This window comes from Gordonia gummivorans, from assembly GCF_022513585.1.
In the GTDB taxonomy this organism is placed as follows: domain Bacteria; phylum Actinomycetota; class Actinomycetes; order Mycobacteriales; family Mycobacteriaceae; genus Gordonia.
The window spans coordinates 1-21196 of the sequence record NZ_JAKWBF010000002.1 but is presented as its reverse complement, the minus strand read 5'-3'; the positions used below and the strand labels follow the sequence as shown (position 1 = coordinate 21196).

Annotated in this window: 16 protein-coding genes; all 16 read left to right on the top strand. The window is 67.8% G+C overall.

Annotated features, from left to right (window positions below; translation table 11 throughout):
• Positions 1-33: 33 nt before the first annotated feature.
• Entirely contained in the window at positions 34-414 is a 381-nt protein-coding gene (rplT, locus tag MKW15_RS01940) for a 50S ribosomal protein L20 (RefSeq protein ID WP_005178731.1), read from the top strand.
• A gap of 52 nt (positions 415-466) precedes the next feature.
• On the top strand, positions 467-1267 hold the full coding sequence (locus MKW15_RS01935; RefSeq protein ID WP_240855625.1) for a TrmH family RNA methyltransferase: 801 nt from the start codon (positions 467-469) through the stop codon (positions 1265-1267).
• Positions 1268-1374: 107 nt separating this feature from the next.
• A complete protein-coding gene (locus MKW15_RS01930; protein WP_240856019.1) occupies positions 1375-3864 on the top strand; it encodes a Tex family protein in 2490 nt (829 codons plus the stop codon).
• Positions 3865-3983: 119 nt separating this feature from the next.
• Positions 3984-5036: a phenylalanine--tRNA ligase subunit alpha gene (gene pheS, locus MKW15_RS01925; protein ID WP_240855622.1), complete on the top strand. Its 1053-nt coding sequence runs from the start codon at positions 3984-3986 to the stop codon at positions 5034-5036.
• Between the two features lie 28 nt (positions 5037-5064).
• Positions 5065-7539: a phenylalanine--tRNA ligase subunit beta gene (gene pheT, locus MKW15_RS01920; protein WP_240855614.1), complete on the top strand. Its 2475-nt coding sequence runs from the start codon at positions 5065-5067 to the stop codon at positions 7537-7539.
• A gap of 87 nt (positions 7540-7626) precedes the next feature.
• Positions 7627-8664, top strand: coding sequence for an N-acetyl-gamma-glutamyl-phosphate reductase (argC, locus tag MKW15_RS01915; protein ID WP_240855611.1), 1038 nt, complete (start codon positions 7627-7629; stop codon positions 8662-8664).
• On the top strand, positions 8661-9926 hold the full coding sequence (argJ, locus tag MKW15_RS01910) for a bifunctional glutamate N-acetyltransferase/amino-acid acetyltransferase ArgJ (RefSeq protein WP_240855609.1): 1266 nt from the start codon (positions 8661-8663) through the stop codon (positions 9924-9926). Before argC ends, argJ begins: the two co-directional genes overlap by 4 nt.
• The gene (gene argB / locus MKW15_RS01905) at positions 9923-10819 is read left to right on the top strand and encodes an acetylglutamate kinase (RefSeq protein WP_240855606.1); all 897 of its coding nucleotides are present in this window, start codon (positions 9923-9925) and stop codon (positions 10817-10819) included. The genes argJ and argB overlap by 4 nt, the downstream gene beginning before the upstream one ends.
• On the top strand, positions 10816-11997 hold the full coding sequence (locus MKW15_RS01900; protein WP_240855605.1) for an acetylornithine transaminase: 1182 nt from the start codon (positions 10816-10818) through the stop codon (positions 11995-11997). The genes argB and MKW15_RS01900 overlap by 4 nt, the downstream gene beginning before the upstream one ends.
• A complete protein-coding gene (argF, locus tag MKW15_RS01895) occupies positions 11994-12917 on the top strand; it encodes an ornithine carbamoyltransferase (RefSeq protein ID WP_240855603.1) in 924 nt (307 codons plus the stop codon). The genes MKW15_RS01900 and argF overlap by 4 nt, the downstream gene beginning before the upstream one ends.
• The gene (locus MKW15_RS01890; RefSeq protein WP_240855601.1) at positions 12914-13432 is read left to right on the top strand and encodes an arginine repressor; all 519 of its coding nucleotides are present in this window, start codon (positions 12914-12916) and stop codon (positions 13430-13432) included. The genes argF and MKW15_RS01890 overlap by 4 nt, the downstream gene beginning before the upstream one ends.
• A gap of 88 nt (positions 13433-13520) precedes the next feature.
• A complete protein-coding gene (locus tag MKW15_RS01885; protein ID WP_240855599.1) occupies positions 13521-14720 on the top strand; it encodes an argininosuccinate synthase in 1200 nt (399 codons plus the stop codon).
• A complete protein-coding gene (argH, locus tag MKW15_RS01880; RefSeq protein ID WP_240855597.1) occupies positions 14717-16150 on the top strand; it encodes an argininosuccinate lyase in 1434 nt (477 codons plus the stop codon). Before MKW15_RS01885 ends, argH begins: the two co-directional genes overlap by 4 nt.
• 87 nt (positions 16151-16237) lie before the next feature.
• The gene (locus MKW15_RS01875; protein ID WP_240855595.1) at positions 16238-19240 is read left to right on the top strand and encodes an AMP-binding protein; all 3003 of its coding nucleotides are present in this window, start codon (positions 16238-16240) and stop codon (positions 19238-19240) included.
• 169 nt (positions 19241-19409) lie between these two features.
• Positions 19410-19625: a Trm112 family protein gene (locus MKW15_RS01870; RefSeq protein WP_240855593.1), complete on the top strand. Its 216-nt coding sequence runs from the start codon at positions 19410-19412 to the stop codon at positions 19623-19625.
• A 61-nt stretch (positions 19626-19686) separates the two neighbouring features.
• Positions 19687-20988, top strand: a complete 1302-nt coding sequence (tyrS, locus tag MKW15_RS01865) for a tyrosine--tRNA ligase (RefSeq protein WP_240855591.1) — start codon at positions 19687-19689, stop codon at positions 20986-20988.
• Positions 20989-21196 lie beyond the last annotated feature (208 nt).

Here is a 21196-nt window from a genome sequence, read left to right as displayed (position 1 = left end):
GGGTCACCCACTGACGACTGAAGGATCTGACACATGGCACGCGTGAAAAGGGCCGTCAACGCCCAGAAGAAGCGTCGTTCGACGCTCGAGGCATCCAAGGGCTACCGCGGACAGCGTTCGCGTCTGTACCGCAAGGCCAAGGAGCAGCAGCTCCACTCGATGACCTACGCCTACCGGGACCGTCGCGCCCGCAAGGGTGAGTTCCGCAAGCTGTGGATCGCGCGTATCAACGCCGCGGCCCGCGCCAACGACATCACCTACAACCGCTTCATCCAGGGCCTGAAGGCCGCCGGTGTCGAGGTGGACCGCAAGGTTCTCGCCGACATCGCGGTCACCGACCCGGAGGCCTTCACCGGTCTGGTCGAGGTTGCCCGCAAGGCGCTCCCCGCCGACGTGAACGCTCCGGCTGCCTGATTCAGGTTCCGAGCGACAACCGACCCGTGACGCAGCGGGGACAATGGATTCCATGACGGAAGTGTTGTCCGACCGCTCGTCGCGGGTCGTGTCGTATGCGAAGCTCCTGCGCGCGTCGGTGCGTCGCGCCGAAGGACGCTTCCTCGTCGAGGGCGCCAACTCCGTCGACGCCGCACTGCGCACGCACCGCGCCGAAGTGGTGCTGGTCGCCGAAGATGACGAGCACCGATTCCAGGAGATCATCGCCGCGGCGCGTGGTCACCACATCCCGGTGGTCGCCGTCACCGCACGAGCGGCCGCGAAACTCTCCGACACCGAGACGCCGCCCGGCCTCTTCGCCGTGTGCACGTTGCTCGACACCTCCCTGGCCGAGGTCCTCTCGCGGGAGCCGCGACTGCTGGCGATCGCCGTCGAACCCAGAGAGCCGGGTAATGCGGGAACGCTGATCCGCTGTGCCGACGCGATGGGTGCCGACGCCGTCGTGCTGCTCGGCGACGCGGTCGACCCGCACAACGGCAAGTGTGTGCGATCGAGCGCCGGCAGCGTCTTTCACCTGCCGATCGTGCGTGAGCGCGCGACACTCGACGCTCTCGAGACCATTCGCGCGGCCGGCATCACCATTCTCGCCACCGCGGCCGACGGTGAGGTCGTCCTCGACGACGCGGATGCGCTGCTGGCCCAGCCGACTGCCTGGCTGTTCGGAAACGAGGCTCACGGACTTCCCGTGCAGGTCCAGGACGCCGCCGACCATCGTGTTTCCATTCCGATCCGGGGTCGGGCCGAGAGTCTGAACATCGCTGCGACAGCGGCGATCTGCCTGTACGAGAGTGCCCGCGCACACGCCCGTGGCTGACGCGTCGGGACAACGCTGCGCAACACTGTCGGGATCACCCGGTAGGGTCGCCTCTCGTGTCTGAACCACAAGCCTCCGCATCGGCCGCGACCACCGAACCCAGCCCGATCACCCAACCGTCGCCCGAGGCGGTGAACGCGCGCATCACCTCGGCCATCGCCACCGAACTCGGTGTCGGCGTGGGCCAGGTGCGTTCGGCTGTGGACCTGCTCGACGGTGGCGCCACCGTGCCGTTCGTCGCGCGCTATCGCAAGGAGGCGACCGGCGGGCTCGACGACGTGGCCCTCCGTACGCTCGACGAGCGGTTGGAGTATCTGCGTGAGCTCGAGCAGCGACGCGCCGCGGTGCGGGAATCCATTGCAGGGCAGGGGAAGCTCGACGCCGAACTCGACGCGCGGATTGCCGCCGCGGACACCAAGGCGCGACTCGAGGACATCTACCTCCCGTACAAGCCGAAGCGGCGCACCAAGGCACAGATCGCGCGGGAGGCCGGTCATCAGCCGGTGGCCGATGCCCTGCTCGCCGACGCCGCCACCGACCCGGCCGGTTACACCACCGAACAACTCGACGGGGCGCGCGCCATCATCGTGGAGACCTTCGCCGAGGATGCCGATCTGGTCGGCGAACTGCGCGAGGCGATGTGGCAGCGCGGAGTGCTGCGCACCGCGGTCCGCGACGGCAAGGAATCGGCGGGCGCCAAGTTCTCCGACTACTTCGATTTCTCCGAGCCGTTCACGTCACTGCCGTCGCACCGAGTGCTCGCCGTGCTGCGTGGTGAACGCGAGGACGTGCTGTCGGTGACGCTCGATCCCGATCCGGACGCCGAGACCGACGCCGCCGGCCGCCCCACCGGTCCGACGCACTACGAACGGCTGATCGCGGCACGTTTCGACATCGCCGATCACGGACGCGCCGCCGACCGCTGGCTGCTCGACACCGTCCGCTGGGCCTGGCGGACCAAACTGTTCGTCGGGCTCTCCCTCGACATCAGGATGCGGATGCGGCAGGCCGCCGAGGCCGACGCGGTGGGCGTGTTCGCGACCAACCTGCGCGATCTGCTTCTCGCGGCACCGGCGGGTGCCCGCACGACTATGGGGCTTGACCCCGGGCTGCGCACCGGCGTGAAAGTGGCGGTGGTCAACGCCACCGGCAAGGTGGTCGAGACCGCCACCATCTACCCGCACGAGCCTCGCCGCGATCGGTCCGGTGCGCTCGCGGTTCTCGGTGCGCTGGTCGCCCGGCACGGGGTCGAGCTGATCGCGATCGGCAACGGAACCGCGTCCCGGGAGACCGACGCACTCGCCGGCGAACTGCTCGCCGCGATCAAGGCGGCGGGCAGCGCGCCGCCGATCAGTGTCGTCGTGTCCGAGGCGGGCGCCTCGGTGTACTCGGCGTCGGCCTACGCGTCGAAAGAACTGCCCGACCTCGACGTCTCGCTGCGTGGTGCAGTGTCGATTGCGCGTCGGCTGCAGGATCCACTGGCCGAACTCGTCAAGATCGACCCGAAGTCGATCGGCGTCGGGCAGTACCAGCACGACATCTCCGAGGCCCTGCTGGCCCGCTCGCTGGGAGCGGTGGTCGAGGATGCGGTGAACGCCGTCGGTGTCGACGTGAACACGGCGTCGGTGCCGCTGCTCGCACGGGTGTCGGGGATCACCACCGGTCTGGCGGAATCCCTTGTCGCGCACCGTGATGCTCACGGCGCGTTCCGGCGTCGTACCGAACTCAGCAAGGTTCCACGGCTCGGCCCCAAGGCGTTCGAGCAGTGCGCCGGGTTCCTGCGTATCCCCGGTGGCGACGATCCGCTCGACGCGTCGAGCGTGCATCCCGAGTCGTATCCGGTGGTCGCGCGGATCGTCGAACGGGTGGGAACCGATGTGTCGACTCTCATCGGCGACACCGCGACCCTCACGCGGCTGCGTCCGGACGACTTCGTCGACGACACCGTCGGCCGACCGACCGTGATCGACATCATCGCCGAACTCGACAAACCCGGCCGCGACCCCCGACCGGAATTCACCACCGCGACGTTCGCCGCCGGCATCGAGAAGGTGTCGGATCTGCGTCCGGGCATGATTCTCGAAGGTCAGGTCACCAACGTGGCGGCCTTCGGCGCGTTCGTGGATGTCGGTGTGCACCAGGACGGTCTGGTGCACGTCTCTGCCATGGCGCATCGATTCGTCTCCGATCCGCGAGAGGTGGTCAAGTCGGGCGACGTCGTCAAGGTGAAGGTGATGGAGGTCGACGTGGCGCGCCAGCGCATCGGTCTCTCACTTCGTCTCGACGACGATCACGAGGCGGCCGGACAGGGCGGGCACGGCGGACGTGGTGGTCGTGACGAGAACCGCGGTGCCGACAACCGTCGTGGCGGTGGAGGCGGCCGTGGAGGTGGCGGGGGCGGACGGGACCGTCGACCTTCGGGCAGTGGCAATACGACTGGGAGAACGACTGGCAAGAACGACCCCAAGTCCAGAAACGATCCCGGGGCGAAGAAGGTGGGAGCGGGCAAGTCCGGCGGTGACCGCAGGCGTGAGACCCGTCCTGCCCCGTCGGGCGCCATGGCCGACGCGTTGAAGCGAGCCGGCTACGGGAAGTGATCCGTCGACCGTGCGCCCCCGGTCCGTTGACCGTGCGTTCGGACCCGTCGACTACTCTCGACTGGGGTCATCGCACCAGGTGACCGACCGATACGCGTACACGAGGAGTGCAGCAGACCGTGGCTTCATCCGCCGACCAACCGGTGTTTCCGGACCAGCAGGAACTCGAGAACGCCGCAACCGCGGCTATTTCGGCGTTCACCGCGGCCGCCGACCTGGATGCGCTGGCCGAGGCCAAGACCGCACACCTGGGTGACCGGTCGCCGATCGCGCTCGCCCGACGCGCTCTCGGGTCGCTCCCCAAAGAGGAACGTTCGGCCGGCGGGAAGCTCGTCAACGAGGTGCGGGGACGGGTGTCGGCCGCACTCGACGACCGCACGGCCGCGCTGCACGCCGAGCGGGACGCGGCGGTCCTGGTCGAAGAGACGGTCGATGTCACGCTGCCCAGCAACCGCCGCCGAACCGGTGCACGGCACCCGATCACGGTGATCGCCGAACAGGTGGCCGACGTGTTCGTCGGGATGGGCTGGGAGATCGCCGAGGGACCCGAGGTCGAGACCGAACACCACAACTTCGACGCCCTCAACTTCCTGCCGGATCATCCGGCGCGGTCGATGCAGGACACCTTCTACGTAGGACCTGAGGGGTCGCGGCAGGTGCTGCGCACACATACCTCGCCCGTCCAGGTGCGCACCATGCTGAGTCGCGAGGTGCCGATCTACGTCGCGTGCCCGGGCCGCACGTTCCGCACCGACGAACTCGATGCGACACACACGCCGGTGTTCCACCAGATCGAGGGTCTCGCCGTCGACAAGGGGCTGACGCTGGCGAACCTGCGCGGCACCCTCGAGGTGTTCGCGCGGGCATTGTTCGGCCCCGAGACCACCACCCGCATGCGGGCGAGCTACTTCCCGTTCACCGAACCGTCGGCCGAGGTCGACGTCTGGTTCCCGGCCAAGAAGGGCGGCCCGGGCTGGGTGGAATGGGGCGGCTGCGGCATGGTCAACCCGAATGTGTTGCGCGCCAGCGGTATCGACCCCGACGTGTATTCCGGCTTTGCCTTCGGGATGGGCCTGGAACGAACCCTGCAGTTCCGCAACGACATCAACGACATGCGCAACATGGTCGAGGGCGACATCCGCTTCACGCTGCCGTTCGGCCCAGCTGCCTGAGCAACAACCCAGAAAGAAGCAGACAACAGTGCGTGCACCACAGTCCTGGTACACCGAGGTCCTCCGGCAGGGCGATCCGCAGTGGTCGGCCACGGCCGCCGAGGTCGACGCCGCTTTCGTTCGCGTCGGCTTCGAGATCGAGGACATCGAATCCTTCCCCGAGATCACCGGTCCGCTGGTGGTCGGGCGGGTCGAGACCATCGAAGAGCTGACCGAGTTCAAGAAGCCCATCCGCTTCTGCACGGTCGCCGTGGGTGAGGCCGAGCCGCGCGAGATCGTCTGCGGTGCAAGGAACTTCGCTGAAGGCGATCTGATCGTCGCGGCGCTGCCGGGGACAGTGCTGCCCGGCGGTTTCGAGATCGCCGCGCGCAAGACCTACGGGCGGGTGTCGGACGGCATGATCTGTTCGGTGTCCGAGTTGGGCATCGGCAACGACCACAGTGGAATCCTCGTCCTCGCACCCGGAACCGCGGAACCCGGTGCCGACGCGCACGAGGTGCTCGGTCTGTCCGATGTGGCGATCGACGTCAACGTCACCCCCGACCGCGGCTATGCGTTCTCGGTCCGGGGCCTCGGCCGTGAGTTGGCCGGGAGTTTCGGTGTGCCGTTCGTCGACCCCGCACAGGGCAACGACGCGGTGGTGACGGGTGAGGGCGCCCCGTGGCCGGTCGCGATCGACGATGATTCCCAGGCCACCCGCTACACCGCACGTGTGATCACCGGTGTCGACGCGAATGCGGTGTCGCCGTGGTGGATGCAGAAGCGCCTGCTGGTGGGAGGTGTGCGTCCGATCTCCGCGATCGTCGACGTCACCAACTACGTGATGCTCGAGTTGGGTCAGCCCCTGCATGCGTTCGACGCCGACCGTGTCTCGGGCACGGTGACCGTGCGCGGTGCGCGACCGGGGGAGAAGCTGACCACCCTCGACGGCGTCGACCGGGTACTCGACCCCGAGGACGTGGTGATCGCCGACGACACCGGTCCGATCGCGCTGGCCGGCGTGATGGGCGGCGCCACCAGCGAGGTGGGGGACGCCACGACGACGGTGCTGCTCGAGTCGGCGACCTTCGATCCGGTGCGGGTCTTCCGAACCGGTAAGCGCCACAAGCTGACCTCGGAGGCCAGCAAACGGTTCGAGCGCACGGTCGACCCCTCGATCACGGCCGCCGCCTCCGATCGGGCCGCCGCCTTGATCGTCGAGATCGCCGGCGGTCAGATCGCGTCGCCGCTGTCGGAAGCTCGCGTCGAGGTGGCGGTTGCGCCGGCGATCACCATCGCCGCAGACGAACCCGACCGCACCGCGGGCATCGTTTACCCGGTGGGAACCACCGCGGCGCGGCTCACCGAGGTCGGCTGTGTGGTCACCGGCACCGACCCTCTGCATGTTCAACCCCCGTCGTGGCGTCCGGACCTGCGGCAGCGAGCCGACCTGGTCGAGGAGGTGCTGCGTCTCGAAGGTCTCGAACAGATTCCGGCCGTGGTGCCCAACGCCCCGGCGGGCACCGGGCTCACCGCGGCGCAGCGCCGCCGCCGCAGCATCGGGCGCACCCTGGCGCTCGACGGCTATGTCGAGGTGCTGCCGTATCCCTTCATGCCGGCGGGTGTCTTCGACGCCTGGGATCTGCCCGCCGACGACCAGCGTCGTCGCACCGTCAAGGTTCTCAACCCGCTCGAGGCCGATCGCCCGGAGCTCAACACCACGCTGCTGCCCGGCCTGCTGGAGATGGCATCGCGCAATATCGCCCGCGGCCAGCGCGATCTCGGCCTCTACACCGTCGGACAGGTGATGTTGGCCGGCGGAGAGGGGCCCGTGGTTGGCGCGCTGGACGTCACGCGACGACCGACCGACGACGAGATCGCGGCCCTCGACGCCTCGCTGCCGCGCCAGCCGCTCCATGTCGCCGTGGTGCTCACCGGACTGCGGGATCCTGCGGGGCCGTGGGGGCCGGGTCGGCAGGCCGACTACCTCGACGCGTTCGAGGCTGCGCGCACGATCGGCCGGGCGGCGAACGTGCACGTCGAACTCGTTGCCGACGACCATCGCCCGTGGCATCCGGGGCGGTGTGCCCGCATCACGGTCGACGGTGTCACCGTCGGGCACGCCGGAGAACTGCATCCGGCCGTACTCGAACGACTCGGATTGCCGCCGCGGGTCTGTGCGGTGGAGGTCGAGGTCGACGCACTCCCGATCACCACGGCGCTTCCGGCCCCGATCGTGTCCGTGTTCCCCGCGGTCCTGCAGGATGTGGCCGTCGTCGTCGCCGACACGGTGCCCGCCGCACAGGTTCAGGACGCGTTGCGCGCAGGTGCAGGCGAACTGCTCGAGTCGATCGAACTGTTCGACGTCTTCACCGGTGACCAGGTCGGCGTCGGGCACAAGTCGCTCACCTTCGCGCTGCGTTTCCGCGCCGAGGATCGAACGCTGACCGAGGACGAGGCGAACGCGGCCAAACTTGCCGCCGTCGCCGAGGCGACCGACAAGGTGGGCGCGCGGCTGCGGTGATCCGAAGGATTCGGTCGCTGCCTGAGGTGGCTCGGTTCGAACCACCCGGGATGTGAATGTATTTGCATCACCGTGCATAATGATCGCATGACTATTCGGGTGGCGGTGGCCGGTGCGAGCGGCTACGCGGGCGGTGAGATCCTTCGGTTGCTCTGTGGTCACCCGCGTCTGAGATCGGGTGATCTCGAGATCGGTGCGCTGACCGCGGGCGGAAACGCCGGGACGGCCCTCGGCGTCCACCATCCACATCTGCTCCCGCTCGCCGATCGCGTGCTCGAGGAGACCAGCCCCGAGATCCTGGCCGGGCACGACGTCGTCTTCCTCGGGCTGCCCCACGGCACGTCGGCCGTGATCGCCGACGCCCTGCCGCCGACGACCCTCATCATCGACTGCGGTGCCGACTTCCGGCTCGGTGACTCCCAGGACTGGGCGGACTATTACGGCGGTGAGCATGCCGGAACCTGGCCATATGGACTGCCCGAGTTGCCCGGGAACCGTGAAATCCTCAGCGGCGCAAGCCGGATCGCGGTTCCAGGCTGTTATCCCACGGTGTCGATCCTGTCTCTGCTGCCCGCGGTCGCCGCGGGTCTGGTGGAGCCGCACGTGACGATCGTCGCGGTCAGCGGCACGTCCGGCGCGGGCCGGTCGCCGAAGGTCGATCTGCTGGCGTCCGAGGTCATCGGCTCGGCACGGGCCTACGGGGTCGGTGGCGCACACCGGCACACCCCGGAGATCGCGCAGGCCCTCGCCGCTGCAGCCGATCAGCCGGTCACGGTGTCGTTCACGCCGGTCCTGGCGCCGATGGCCCGGGGCATCCTGGCGACCTGCACCGCACGATCGAATGCGTCCGCCGAGGAGGTACGCGCGGTCTACGACAAGGCGTACGGCGACGAGGAATTCATCCATGTGCTGCCGGAGGGGCGTCTTCCCGCGACCGGATCGGTGATCGGTTCCAATGCCGTGCAACTCGCGGTGACGGTCGACGAACGGGCCGGGACGTTGGTCGCGGTCGGTGCCGTGGACAACCTCACCAAGGGCACCGGCGGTGCCGCCGTGCAATCGATGAACCTGGCACTGGGCTGGGACGAGACCGAGGGACTGAGCACCGTGGGGGTGGCGCCGTGAGCGCAGGTGGTACGGACACAAGCAACAGCTCCGACGACCGGATCGAGGGTGGTGCGCCCGGCGACCACTCGCGACTGGTGCGCGAACAGGGCGTCACCGCTCCGCTGGGATTTCGTGCCGCGGGAATCGCTGCCGGAATCAAGGCATCGGGCAAAGAAGACCTCGCGCTCGTCTTCAACGAGGGCCCCGACTACACGGCTGCGGGCGTTTTCACCCGCAATCAGGTGAAGGCCGCGCCGGTGTTGTGGTCGCAGCAGGTACTCACGACCGGCCGGCTGCGCGCGGTGATCCTGAACTCGGGCGGCGCGAACGCATGTACCGGTCCAGGTGGATTCCAGGACACCCATGCCACCGCGGAGGCGGTCGCAACCGCATTGAGCAACTGGGGGACCAGCACCGGCGCGGTCGAGGTCGCGGTCTGCTCGACCGGACTGATCGGCGATCGACTCCCGATGGACAAGGTGCTCGCCGGGGTCACCGAGATCGTGCAGGAGATGGGCGGTGGGCTCTCGGGCGGAACCGACGCCGCGTACGCGATCATGACGACCGACACGGTGCCCAAACAGGTTGCGCTACATCATCCACAGGGCTGGAACGTGGGTGGCATGGCCAAAGGTGCCGGCATGCTGGCGCCGTCGCTGGCGACCATGCTGTGTGTGCTGACCACCGACGCCCACGCCACCGCCGAACAACTCGACACCGCGCTGCGCAAAGCCACGGCCCGCACGCTGGATCGGCTCGACGTGGACGGCTCGACCTCCACCAACGACACTGTGCTGCTGCTCAGTTCGGGGGCCAGTCAGATTCCCGTCGAGCAGGCCGATCTCGACGCCGCAGTGTTCGCGGTGTGCGACGACCTCGCCGCCCAGCTGATGGCCGACGCCGAAGGCGTCACCAAGCGAGTCGTCATCACCGTGACCGGGGCACGCACCGAGGAGGACGCGGTCACCGTGGCCCGCACGGTGGGGCGCGACTCGTTGGTCAAGACCGCCCTCTTCGGCTCGGATCCCAACTGGGGCCGGGTGCTGGCGGCCGTCGGCATCGCCCCGGTGCAGATCGATCCCGACCGCATCACGGTGTCGTTCAACGGAAACCTGGTGTGCGCCAATGGTGTCGGCGTCGAAGGTGCCCGTGACGTCGACCTGTCGGGTGCCGACATCGAGGTCCTCGTCGACCTTGCACTGGGCACCGAGACCGCCGCGATCCGGACCACCGACCTGTCGCACGGCTACGTCGAAGAGAACTCGGCGTATTCGTCATGATCAGCGGAGAGCAGCGGGCCGAGATCCTCGCCGAGGCACTGCCCGCCCTGCAGAAGCTGGCCGGCGCCACCGTCGTGGTCAAGTACGGCGGCAACGCCATGGTCGACGACGATCTCAAGCGCGCCTTCGCCGCCGACATGGTGTTCCTGCGTGCCTGCGGGATGCATCCGGTGGTGGTGCACGGTGGCGGCCCGCAGATTTCGGCGATGCTCAAACGCCTTGGGCTGCAGGGTGAATTCAAGGGCGGATTCCGGGTGACCACGCCCGAGGTGATGGACGTCGCCCGGATGGTGCTGTTCGGTCAGGTGGGCCGCGAGCTGGTCGGGCTGATCAACGCACACGGCCCGTACGCGGTTGGCATCACCGGCGAGGACGCGCATCTGTTCACCGCAACGCGCCGCACCGTGCTCGTCGACGGTGCCGCCACCGACATCGGCCTGGTCGGCGACATCACGTCCGTCAACACCTCTGCGGTCCTCGATTTGCTCGGGGCCGGCCGCATCCCGGTGGTCTCGACCATCGCGCCCGATCGCGACGGCGTCGTGCACAACATCAACGCCGACACCGCGGCAGGAGCCTTGGCGCAGGCCCTCGGCGCGTCGCGACTGGTGATGCTCACCGACGTCGAAGGTCTGTACACCGACTGGCCCGACCGCTCGTCTCTGGTCGCCCGCATCACCACTGACGACCTCGAAACACTGTTGCCGCGACTGGATTCGGGGATGGTGCCCAAGATGGAGGCGTGCCTGCGCGCGGTCACCGGCGGTGTGCAGCGCGCCGACGTCATCGACGGTCGGGTCGCGCACTCGGTCCTCGCGCAACTGCTGACCACCGCATCCACCGGAACCACCGTCGTGGCCGAAGACGAATCACCGATCGAGGAGACGTCATGACCGCACCCCTTCAGCAGCGGTGGTCGACATCGCTGATGAACAACTACGGCACACCCAAGCTCGCGCTCACCCACGGTGAAGGTGCGCACGTCTACGACGCCGACGGCAACCGCTACCTCGACCTGCTCGGCGGGATCGCGGTCAACGCCCTGGGCCACGCCCACCCGGCGGTCGTGTCGGCGGTGACCGAGCAGATCCAGACCCTGGGCCATGTGTCGAACCTGTACATCAATCCGCGGGTCGTGGAGCTCGCCGAGGCGCTGCTCGACAAGTTCGGGCAGCCCGGCCGAGTCTTCTTCTGCAACTCGGGAACCGAGGCGAACGAGGCGGCCTTCAAACTTGCCCGGCGTACCGGCCGACCGGAGATCGTGGCCGCCGACGCCGCCTTCCACGGCCGCACCATGGGTGCTTTGGCGATGACCGGCCAGCCGGCGAAGCGCGAACCCTTCGAGCCGATGCCGCCGGGTGTGCGATTCGTTCCTTACGGAGACGCAGCAGCCCTCAACGCCGCCGTGACAGAGAACACGGCAGCAGTGATCCTCGAGCCGATCCTCGGTGAATCGGGTGTCGTGGTACCACCTGCCGACTACCTGGCGACCGCCCGCAAGATCACCACCGAGCGGGGCGCGCTGCTGATCCTCGACGAGGTACAGACCGGCGTCGCGCGCACCGGCACCTTTTTCGCCCATCAGGCCGCCGGTGTGGTTCCCGACGTGATGACGCTGGCCAAGGGCCTCGGCGGTGGCATGCCGATCGGTGCCACCATCGCGACCGGTCCGGCGGCCGAGTTGTTCACGCCCGGGCAGCACGGCACCACATTTGGCGGCAACCCGGTTGCGGCCTCCGCAGCACTCGCGGTGATCGCGACCGTCGACGACCTCGGACTCACCGAACAGGTTGCGGCCGTGGGCAAGTCGATTGCGAGCGGGATCGAGGCACTGGATCACCCGCTGATCGATCACGTCCGCGGCGCCGGGCTGCTGCTCGGCATCGTACTCACCGCACCGGTGTCGGCCGCGGTGGAGACCGCGGCCCGCGAGTCGGGCTTCCTGGTCAACGCGCCGGCGCCCGACGTCGTGCGGCTGGCACCACCGCTGATTCTGACCGAAGACCAGGGCCACGAGTTCGTCGGCGCGCTGCCGGCGATCCTCGACGCGGCCACCAAGGAGAAGGCATGACGCGGCATTTCCTGCGGGACGACGACCTGACACCGGCCGAACAGGCCGAGGTGCTGGCGCTGGCCGCCGAGGTGAAGGCCGACCCGTTCTCGCGTCGTCCGCTGGAAGGTCCGCGCGGGGTCGGCGTGATCTTCGACAAGAACTCGACCCGCACCCGCTTCTCCTTCGAGATGGGCGTGGCGCAGATGGGTGGCCACGCGGTCGTCGTCGACGGTCGCAACACCCAACTCGGGCGCGACGAGACCCTCGAGGACACGGGTCGGGTGCTGTCGCGCTTCGTCGAGGCGATCGTCTGGCGGACCTTCGGTCAGGAACGCCTCGAAGCCATGGCGTCGACTGCGTCGGTACCGGTCATCAACGCGCTCTCCGACACCTTCCACCCGTGCCAGGTGCTCGCCGACCTGCAGACGATCATCGAACGCAAGGGCACGGCCTCGGGCCTGTCGATGACCTATCTGGGTGACGGTGCCAACAACATGGCGCACTCACTGGCGCTCGGCGGGGTCACCGCGGGTATGCACGTGACGATCAGTGCGCCGGCCGGTTTCGAACCGGACGCCGATGTCATCGCGGCGACCGAGCGCCGGGCCGCGCAGACCGGCGGGTCGGTGCGCCTGGTGACCGACCCGATCGAGGCGGCGACCGGTGCTGACGTGCTTGTCACCGACACCTGGGTGTCGATGGGGCAGGAAGACGACGGCAAGGACCGCAAGGCACCGTTCCGCACCTATCAGATCAACGATGGTCTGCTCGCCAAGGCCGCCGACGACGCGATCGTGCTGCACTGTCTGCCCGCACATCGCGGTGACGAGATCACCGACGAGGTGATCGACGGACCGGCCAGCGTCGTCATCGATGAGGCGGAGAATCGCCTGCATGCGCAGAAGGCGTTGCTCATCTGGCTGTTGGAGCATCAGTGACCGCCGCGGGCAAGGACTCCCGGGAGCATCCCGAAGCTCGGCTGGCAGCCACCCGCGCCGGTCGGCTCGCCCGGATCGTCGACATCCTGGCCGCGCACCAGGTGCGCAGCCAGTCCGAGTTGCAGCATCTGCTCGCCGACGAGGGCATCGACGCAACCCAGGCCACGTTGTCGCGTGATCTGGACGAGCTCGGTGCGGTGAAGCTCCGGGCCGCCGACGGTGGCGTCGGCGTGTACGTGGTGCCCGAGGACGGTTCGCCGGTTCGGGGCGTGTTCGGCGGCACCGACCGTCTGTCCCGACTGCTGGCGGAGCTGCTGGTCTCGACCGATGCGAGCGGAAACATGGCCGTGCTGCGCACGCCACCCGGCGCCGCGCACTACCTGGCGAGCGCAATCGACCGCGCGAACCTACCCGACGTGCTCGGCACCATCGCCGGGGATGACACCATCTTCGTAGTGGCGCGCGACCCGGTGTCCGGCGCGGACGTGGCCCGACGAATCGAGGGCCTCGTGTAGCCATCGAGGCCCGTCGATCCCAATCGAAGAACCCACAGACTTTCAGACACAATTTCCAGACGGCAAGACAACAGGAGCACTCACCACCATGGCGGAACGCGTCGTACTCGCATACTCGGGCGGCTTGGACACCTCGGTAGCGATCAGCTGGATCCAGAAAGAGACAGGCAAGGAGGTCGTCGCGGTGGCGCTCGACCTCGGCCAGGGCGGCGAGGACATGGAGGTCGTGCGTCAGCGTGCGATCGACTGCGGCGCCGCCGAAGCGGTCGTCGTCGACGCCCGCGACGAGTTCGCCGACGAATACTGCCTGGGCGCGATCACGTCGAACGCGCTCTACATGGACCGGTACCCGCTGGTGTCGGCATTGTCGCGGCCGCTCATCGCCAAGCACCTGGTGACCGCGGCCCGCGATCACGGCGGCACGGTCGTCGCGCACGGCTGCACCGGCAAGGGCAACGACCAGGTGCGGTTCGAGGTCGGATTCGCCTCGCTCGCACCCGACCTCGAGGTGCTCGCCCCGGTCCGCGACTACGCGTGGACCCGCGAGAAGGCCATTGCCTTCGCCGAGGAGAACGCCATCCCGATCACGGTGACCAAGCGTTCGCCGTTCTCGATCGACCAGAACGTGTGGGGCCGCGCGGTGGAGACCGGCTTCCTCGAGGATCTGTGGAACGCCCCCACCAAGGACGTCTACGACTACACCGAGGACCCGACGGTCAACTTCAACGCCCCCGACGAACTGGTCATCACCTTCGACAAGGGACGCCCCATCGCCATCGACGGCAAGCCGGTCAGCGTGCTCGGTGCCATCGAGGAACTCAACCGACGCGCCGGCGCACAAGGTGTCGGACGCCTCGACGTCGTCGAGGACCGGCTGGTGGGCATCAAGAGCCGCGAGGTCTACGAGGCCCCCGGTGCAATGGTCCTCATCCGCGCCCACGAGGAGCTCGAGCATGTGACCCTCGAGCGTGAACTCGGGCGCTTCAAGCGCCGCACCGACCAGAAGTGGGCCGAGCTCGTCTACGACGGTCTCTGGTTCTCTCCGCTCAAGCGGTCGCTGGACACCTTCGTCGCCAGCACCCAGGAGCACGTCTCCGGTGAGATCCGGCTGGTGCTGCACGCGGGCGGGATCATCGTCAACGGTCGTCGCAGCGGCGAGTCGCTCTACGACTTCAACCTCGCAACCTACGACGAGGGCGACAGCTTCGACCAGTCGGCGGCGCGCGGCTTCGTCGAACTGCACGGTCTGTCGTCGAAGATCGCCGCCAAGCGCGACTTGAATCTGTGAGCGCGACAAACGAGGGTTCGCTCTGGGGCGGCCGGTTCGCGGGCGGCCCGGCCGACGCGATGGCCGCCCTGAGCCAGTCCACCCACTTCGACTGGGTTCTCGCGCCGTACGACATCGAGGCGTCCAAGGCACACGCCCGGGTACTCAACCGGGCCGGACTGCTCACCGACGACGATCTCGCGGGCATGCTCGCCGGCCTCGACCGTCTCGCCGACGACGTCGCCTCCGGCGCCTTCGTTCCCGCGGAGTCCGACGAGGACGTGCACGGTGCGCTCGAACGCGGATTGATCGAGCGCGTCGGTCCGGAACTGGGCGGGCGCCTGCGGGCCGGGCGATCGCGGAACGACCAGGTGGCGACGCTCTTCCGGATGTGGCTGCGTGCCGCGATGCGACAGGTTGCCCTGGGCGTGCTCGACGTGGTGGAGGCGCTCACCACTCAGGCCGCCAGCCATCCCGACGCGATCATGCCGGGCAAGACCCACCTGCAGGCCGCCCAGCCGGTTCTGCTCGGTCATCACCTGCTCGCGCACGCGCAGCCGTTGTTGCGCGACATCGATCGTCTCTCCGACGCCGACCGTCGGACCGCGGTGTCCCCGTACGGTTCCGGCGCGCTGGCCGGCTCGTCGCTGGGACTCGACCCGGCCGCGATCGCCGCCGACCTCGGATTCGACGCGCCCGCAGAGAACTCCATCGATGCGACGTCGTCGCGCGATTTTGCCGCGGAGGCGTCATTCGTCTTCGCGATGATCGCCGTCGACCTCTCGCGGCTGTCGGAGGAGGTCATCATCTGGAGCACACCGGAGTTCGGGTACGTCACGCTCGCCGACGCCTGGTCGACCGGCAGCTCGATCATGCCGCAGAAGAAGAACCCGGACGTCGCCGAATTGATGCGCGGCAAGGCGGGGCGCCTGATCGGTGATCTCACCGGGCTGATGGCGACACTGAAGGCCCAGCCGCTGGCCTACAACCGTGACCTGCAAGAAGACAAGGAACCGGTCTTCGACGCGGTGGCGCAACTCGAGTTGTTGCTGCCGGCGGTGACCGGGCTGGTCGCCACCCTCGAATTCCACACCGAGCGCATGGCCGAACTCGCGCCAGCGGGGTTCACCCTTGCCACCGACATCGCCGAATGGTTGGTTCGACAAGGTGTACCGTTCCGCGTCGCGCACGAGGTCGCCGGGGCATGCGTCCGGGAGGCCGAGGCGCAAGGGGTCGGGCTTGCCGACCTCGATGACGCCACGTTCGCGCGCATCAATCCGGCTCTGACGCCGGATGTGCGCGACGTGCTGTCGGTCCGCGGCTCGGTGGAGTCCCGCAACGCCCATGGCGGCACCGCGCCACAGCAGGTGCAGCGTCAGATCCGCGTGGTGTCGACGCAGGTCGCCCAGCTGCGCGAACGCTGGGAGCAGGGGTTCGGCGGACGCATGTGAGTCAAATGCCCAGCTCCTGGGTAAAGTGACGGACGTCACGAGCATTGTGATGCAGGGCAGGGTCGGGACAGGGAGGGATTGCAGGCGATGGCCGGAATCGTAGGAGTGCCCGACGTCGGTGGAGTGGTCGGCAGAGTGGTCGCCACCGCGCAGAACGGGCTCGAGGTGCTGCGTTTCGGTGGTTTCCAGACCGAAACCGAGCCGGCGCCGTTCGCTGTGGTCGAGACCGAGCAGATGTACCGCCTGCGCCGGTACTTTCCCGACGAGCACGCCGATGATCCCGACATCATCCTCGTCCCGCCGATGATGGTGTCGGCGAATGTCTACGACGTCACCGAACTCAACGGCGCGGTGTCGGTGCTGCATCGCAGCGGGATTGCGCCGTGGGTGGTCGATTTCGGATCACCCGACACCGAAGAGGGCGGCATGGAACGCACGCTCGCCGATCACGTGGTGGCGGTGAGCCGGGCGATCGACGTGGTGATCGAGGCGACTGGTCGCGACGTCCACCTGGCCGGGTACTCGCAGGGTGGCATGTTCGCCTATCAGACGGCCGCGTATCGCCGGTCGAAGGGACTCGCGAGTGTCATCACCTTCGGAAGTCCGGTCGACGTGCTGGCCGCGTTGCCGCTGGGGTTGCCTGCAGGTCTGGTGGCGCCGGGCGCCGAATTCCTTGCCGACAAGGTGTTCAGCCGCAACTTGTGGATTCGGGACTGGATGGCGCGCACCGGCTTTCAGCTCCTCGACCCGGTGAAGACGGTCCGTAGCCGCATCGATTTCCTCCGTCGGCTGCACGACCGCGACGCTCTGCTGCCGCGAGAGGACCAGCGGCGTTTCCTGGAGGCCGACGGCTGGGTCGCCTGGTCGGGGCCTGCCATCGCCGAGTTGCTGCGGCAGTTCGTCGCCCACAACCGGATGGTGTCCGGTGGATTTGTCATCAACGGTGATCTGGTGTCGTTGGCCGAGATCACCTGCCCGGTGCTGGCCTTCGTCGGGACCGCCGACGACATCGGACAGCCCGCAGCTGTACGGGGCATCGTTCGCGCCGCCCCCCACGCCGAGATCTACGAATCACGGGTTCCGGTGGGCCATTTCGGGCTCGTCGTCGGCAGTGCGGCAGGCAGTCATACCTGGCCCACCACCTCCGAATGGGTCAACTGGCAGTCACGCGACGGAGACAAGCCGGCCCTGATCTCGACCATGGAGGCGGTCGAACCCGGACACGGCGGCGGTGTCAGCCTGTCGTCGCGCATCACCCATGGTGTCGGTTCGGTTGCCGACGCGGGGGCGGCGGCATCGCGCGAACTGCTGCTGCTGGCCGATTCCTTCCAACGGACTTCGCGTGCGGTTGCGCAGGAATCGATCCGCACGGTGCCACGCCTGTTCCGACTCGGGCAGATTCAGACCGGGACGCAGATCTCGCTGGGCAAGTTGATGTCGGAGAACACCAAACACAGCGGCGACAAGGAACTGTTCCTCTTCGAGAACCGCGTGTTGACCCATGCGCAGGTGAATACCCGTATCGACAACGTGGTCGCCGGCCTGGTCGACTGCGGAGTACGGCCCGGGCAGCACATCGGGGTCCTGATGGACACGCGCCCGAGTGCCCTCGTCGTGGTGGCGGCGCTGTCTCGGCTCGGCGCCGTCGCCGTGATGCTGGCCGCCGATGGTGATGTCGCGGAGATGCTGCGACTGGCCGACAGTTCGGTGATCGTCACCGATCCGGTCCACCTCGAACAGGCCTCCGAGTTTTGCGACCGGGTGCTCGTGCTCGGTGGCGGCAGCGGCGATGCGCGTGCCATCGAGGGTGCGAACGGATCGACGGTGATCGACATGGAGCAGATCGACCCCGACGCGGTCGTGATGCCGACCTGGTATCGCCCCGACCCGGGAGTTGCGGGTGATCTGGCATTTGTCCTGTTCACCCGCTCGCGGGGACGTCTGGCGACGTGGCCGGTGACCAACCACCGGTTTGCGATGTCGGCATTCGGTGCGGCGTCGGCCGCGGGTCTCACCGACCGTGACACCGTCTACTGTCTACCGCCCCTGCACCACGCCTCCGGCCTCCTCACCACGCTCGGCGCAACCGTGGTCGGCCGGTCGCGGATCGCGCTCTCACACGGAGTCGACGCCGACACCTTCGCGACTGAGGTCCCGCGGTACGGGATCACTGTCGTGTCCTACACGTGGACGATGATGCGTGACGTCGTTCGGTCGGAAGACTTCCGGATCAACCCGCACAACCCGATTCGCCTGTTCATGGGTTCCGGCATGCCGGTGGGCCTGTGGGACGACGTGGTGGCCAGCTTCCCCCGCGCGCGTGTCCTCGAATTCTTCGCGACGGCGGACGGTTCGGCCATCCTGGCCAATGTGTCCGCCGACAAGGCCGGCTCGATGGGACGACCGCTGCCGGAGACCAATCCGGTGGAGATCGCCGCGGTCGACATCGATACCGAGCGGTTGATCATCGACGATGCAGGATTTGTACGGAAGGCCGAGGTCGGGGAGCCGGGTTTGCTGCTGTCGAGAGCCCGACACCGATTCGACTCCTCGTCGACAGTGCTCCGGGACGTTTTCGGCTCGCGCGACCGCTGGGAGGTCTCCGGGCACCTGTTCGTGCGTGACGTCGACGACGACCTCTGGTTCCTCGGATCGGTCGACAGCGTGATCCGCAGTGCCGACGGTCCCATCTGGGTTGCCCCGGTGGAGCAGATGTTGTCCCGCGTCAAGGGAGTCGACCTGTGTGCCGTGTACCCGGTCGGCGACCCAGGGCGGCAGGTTGCAGTGGCGGCGGTGTCGTTGCGGAGCAACGTCAACGCGGATGCGTTGACCGTTTCGTCGTTGCGGATCGCGCTAGGTGAGCTGCCCGCTCATCAGCGGCCACATCTGATCCGCGTCGTCGACGAGATCCCGCTGACCGACGCCTATCGCCCGATCAGCGCGACCTTCGCCCGTGAGGGACTGCCGCGGCCCGGTGCTCGGATCTGGTACCGCGACTCCGACGGTCGCTATCGGCGGTACACCCGCAGCGCGGCGTCGAAGGCCGACTGGTCGACCGATGTGCAGGTCGCAGCCGGCGGGCAGGCGTGATCTCCGATCTTTCAACCGCTCCCTGAGGTGCTCGCAGGCTCTCACCCAGCCGGCGCGGATGGGCCCGCGGCTCAACCGGCGGGCGAGCACCTGGAGTGTGTGACCATGCGATTAGGGTTGCGGTACAGCACGTTGACGGGCCGACATCATCGACACCTCGGGAGCAACAGTGAGCGCACGGACCGAAGCCATCAACCCGATCCTGCGGGAGCGGCTGGTTTGTCCCCAGGATCATGGACCACTGCTCGACGCGGGCGACGAACTGTACAACCCGCGTCTGCACGTCGCGTACCGCATCGACGCCGACGGAATCCCGGTGATGCTCGCCGACGAGGCGCGTGCGGTCGATGACGCCGAACACGAACGGCTGACGGCGCAGAGCTGACGCCCACCTGGGAACGCGCCCGGCTGTGGCGACGTCGCCGGTCGATGACAAGATCGAAGACGTGACCGCCGAGCATGCCAACACCGATATCGCGACCGCCTCAGATGTCATCGACGACCTCGAGTGGCGAGGACTGATCGCACAGTCGACCGACTTGGACGCCTTACGGGCGCAGCTCGCAGGTGGGCCGACGACCCTCTATGCAGGCTTCGACCCGACCGCCGCCAGCCTGCACGCCGGACACCTCGTACCGCTGCTGACCTTGCGGCGATTCCAACTCGCCGGACATCGACCGGTCGTCCTGGCCGGCGGTGCGACCGGGCTGATCGGCGATCCCCGCGACGTGGGGGAGCGCAACATGAACTCCGCCGACACCGTCGCGGATTGGGCCGGCCGCATCGACGCCCAATTGCGGCGGTTCGTGACGATCGACGACTCGCCGACGGGTGCCGTGGTGGTCAACAACATGGAGTGGACCCACGACCTGAGCGTCATCGAGTTCCTGCGTGACCTGGGCAAACACTTCTCGATGAATGTGCTGCTCGGACGTGACCTGGTGCGTCGCCGACTGGAGTCGGACGGCATCAGCTACACCGAGTTCAGTTATGTGCTGCTGCAGTCCAACGATTACCTACAGTTGTTCCGCCGGTACGGATGCGTCCTGCAGGTCGGTGGTTCCGATCAGTGGGGGAACATCGTCAGCGGTGTCGATCTGACGCGACGCGTCGAAGGTGCGTCGGTGCACGCGTTCACCGTTCCACTCGTCACCACCGCCGACGGAAAGAAGTTCGGCAAGTCCACCGGCGGCGGGAGCCTGTGGCTAGATCCCGCTCTGACCAGTCCTTACGTCTGGTACCAGTACTTCGTGAACACGGCCGACGCCGACGTCGTGCGCTACCTGAAATGGTTCACCTTCCTCGGTCGAGCTGAGATCGACGAGCTCGAACGTGCGACAGCCGAGACCCCGCACCTGCGGCGCGCGCAGCGGGTACTCGCTGCCGAGATGACGACCCTGATCCATGGTGCGGACCACACGAAAGCCGTCGAGCTGGCCAGCCAGGCGTTGTTCGGACGAGCTGATCTGGGCGAACTCGACGAGGCAACCCTCGCGGCGGCGGTCGGCGAAACGACGGTCGTCGACTACACCGAGCGGCCGACGATCGTCTCGCTTCTCGTTGACACCGGTTTGTCCGAGAGCAACAAGGCGGCACGCCGAGCGATCGGTGAGGGCGGCGCCTACGTGAACAACACCAAGATCACCGACGCGGAGTGGCAGCCGGCCGACGCTGACCTGCTCCACGGCCGCTGGTTGGTGGTGCGTCGCGGGAAGAAGAGCTTTGCGGGAGCACGTTTAGCCCTCTGACCAGGCGATTTGACGCGTTGTTCTCGCCTGTGTAACTTAATCGATGCACCGCAGAGAGCAACTCCCCCGGGGCCAGGAAGGACCGGGGAAGTAAGAGTGTCCGGGCCAAGGTCCGGACCGCCCATGCGGCGCCACTCCCAAGAACACGAGCGGGATTCGTCACGCTCGGGGGAGAGCTCATCGGAACCGGGCCCAGCTGGGTCACGAT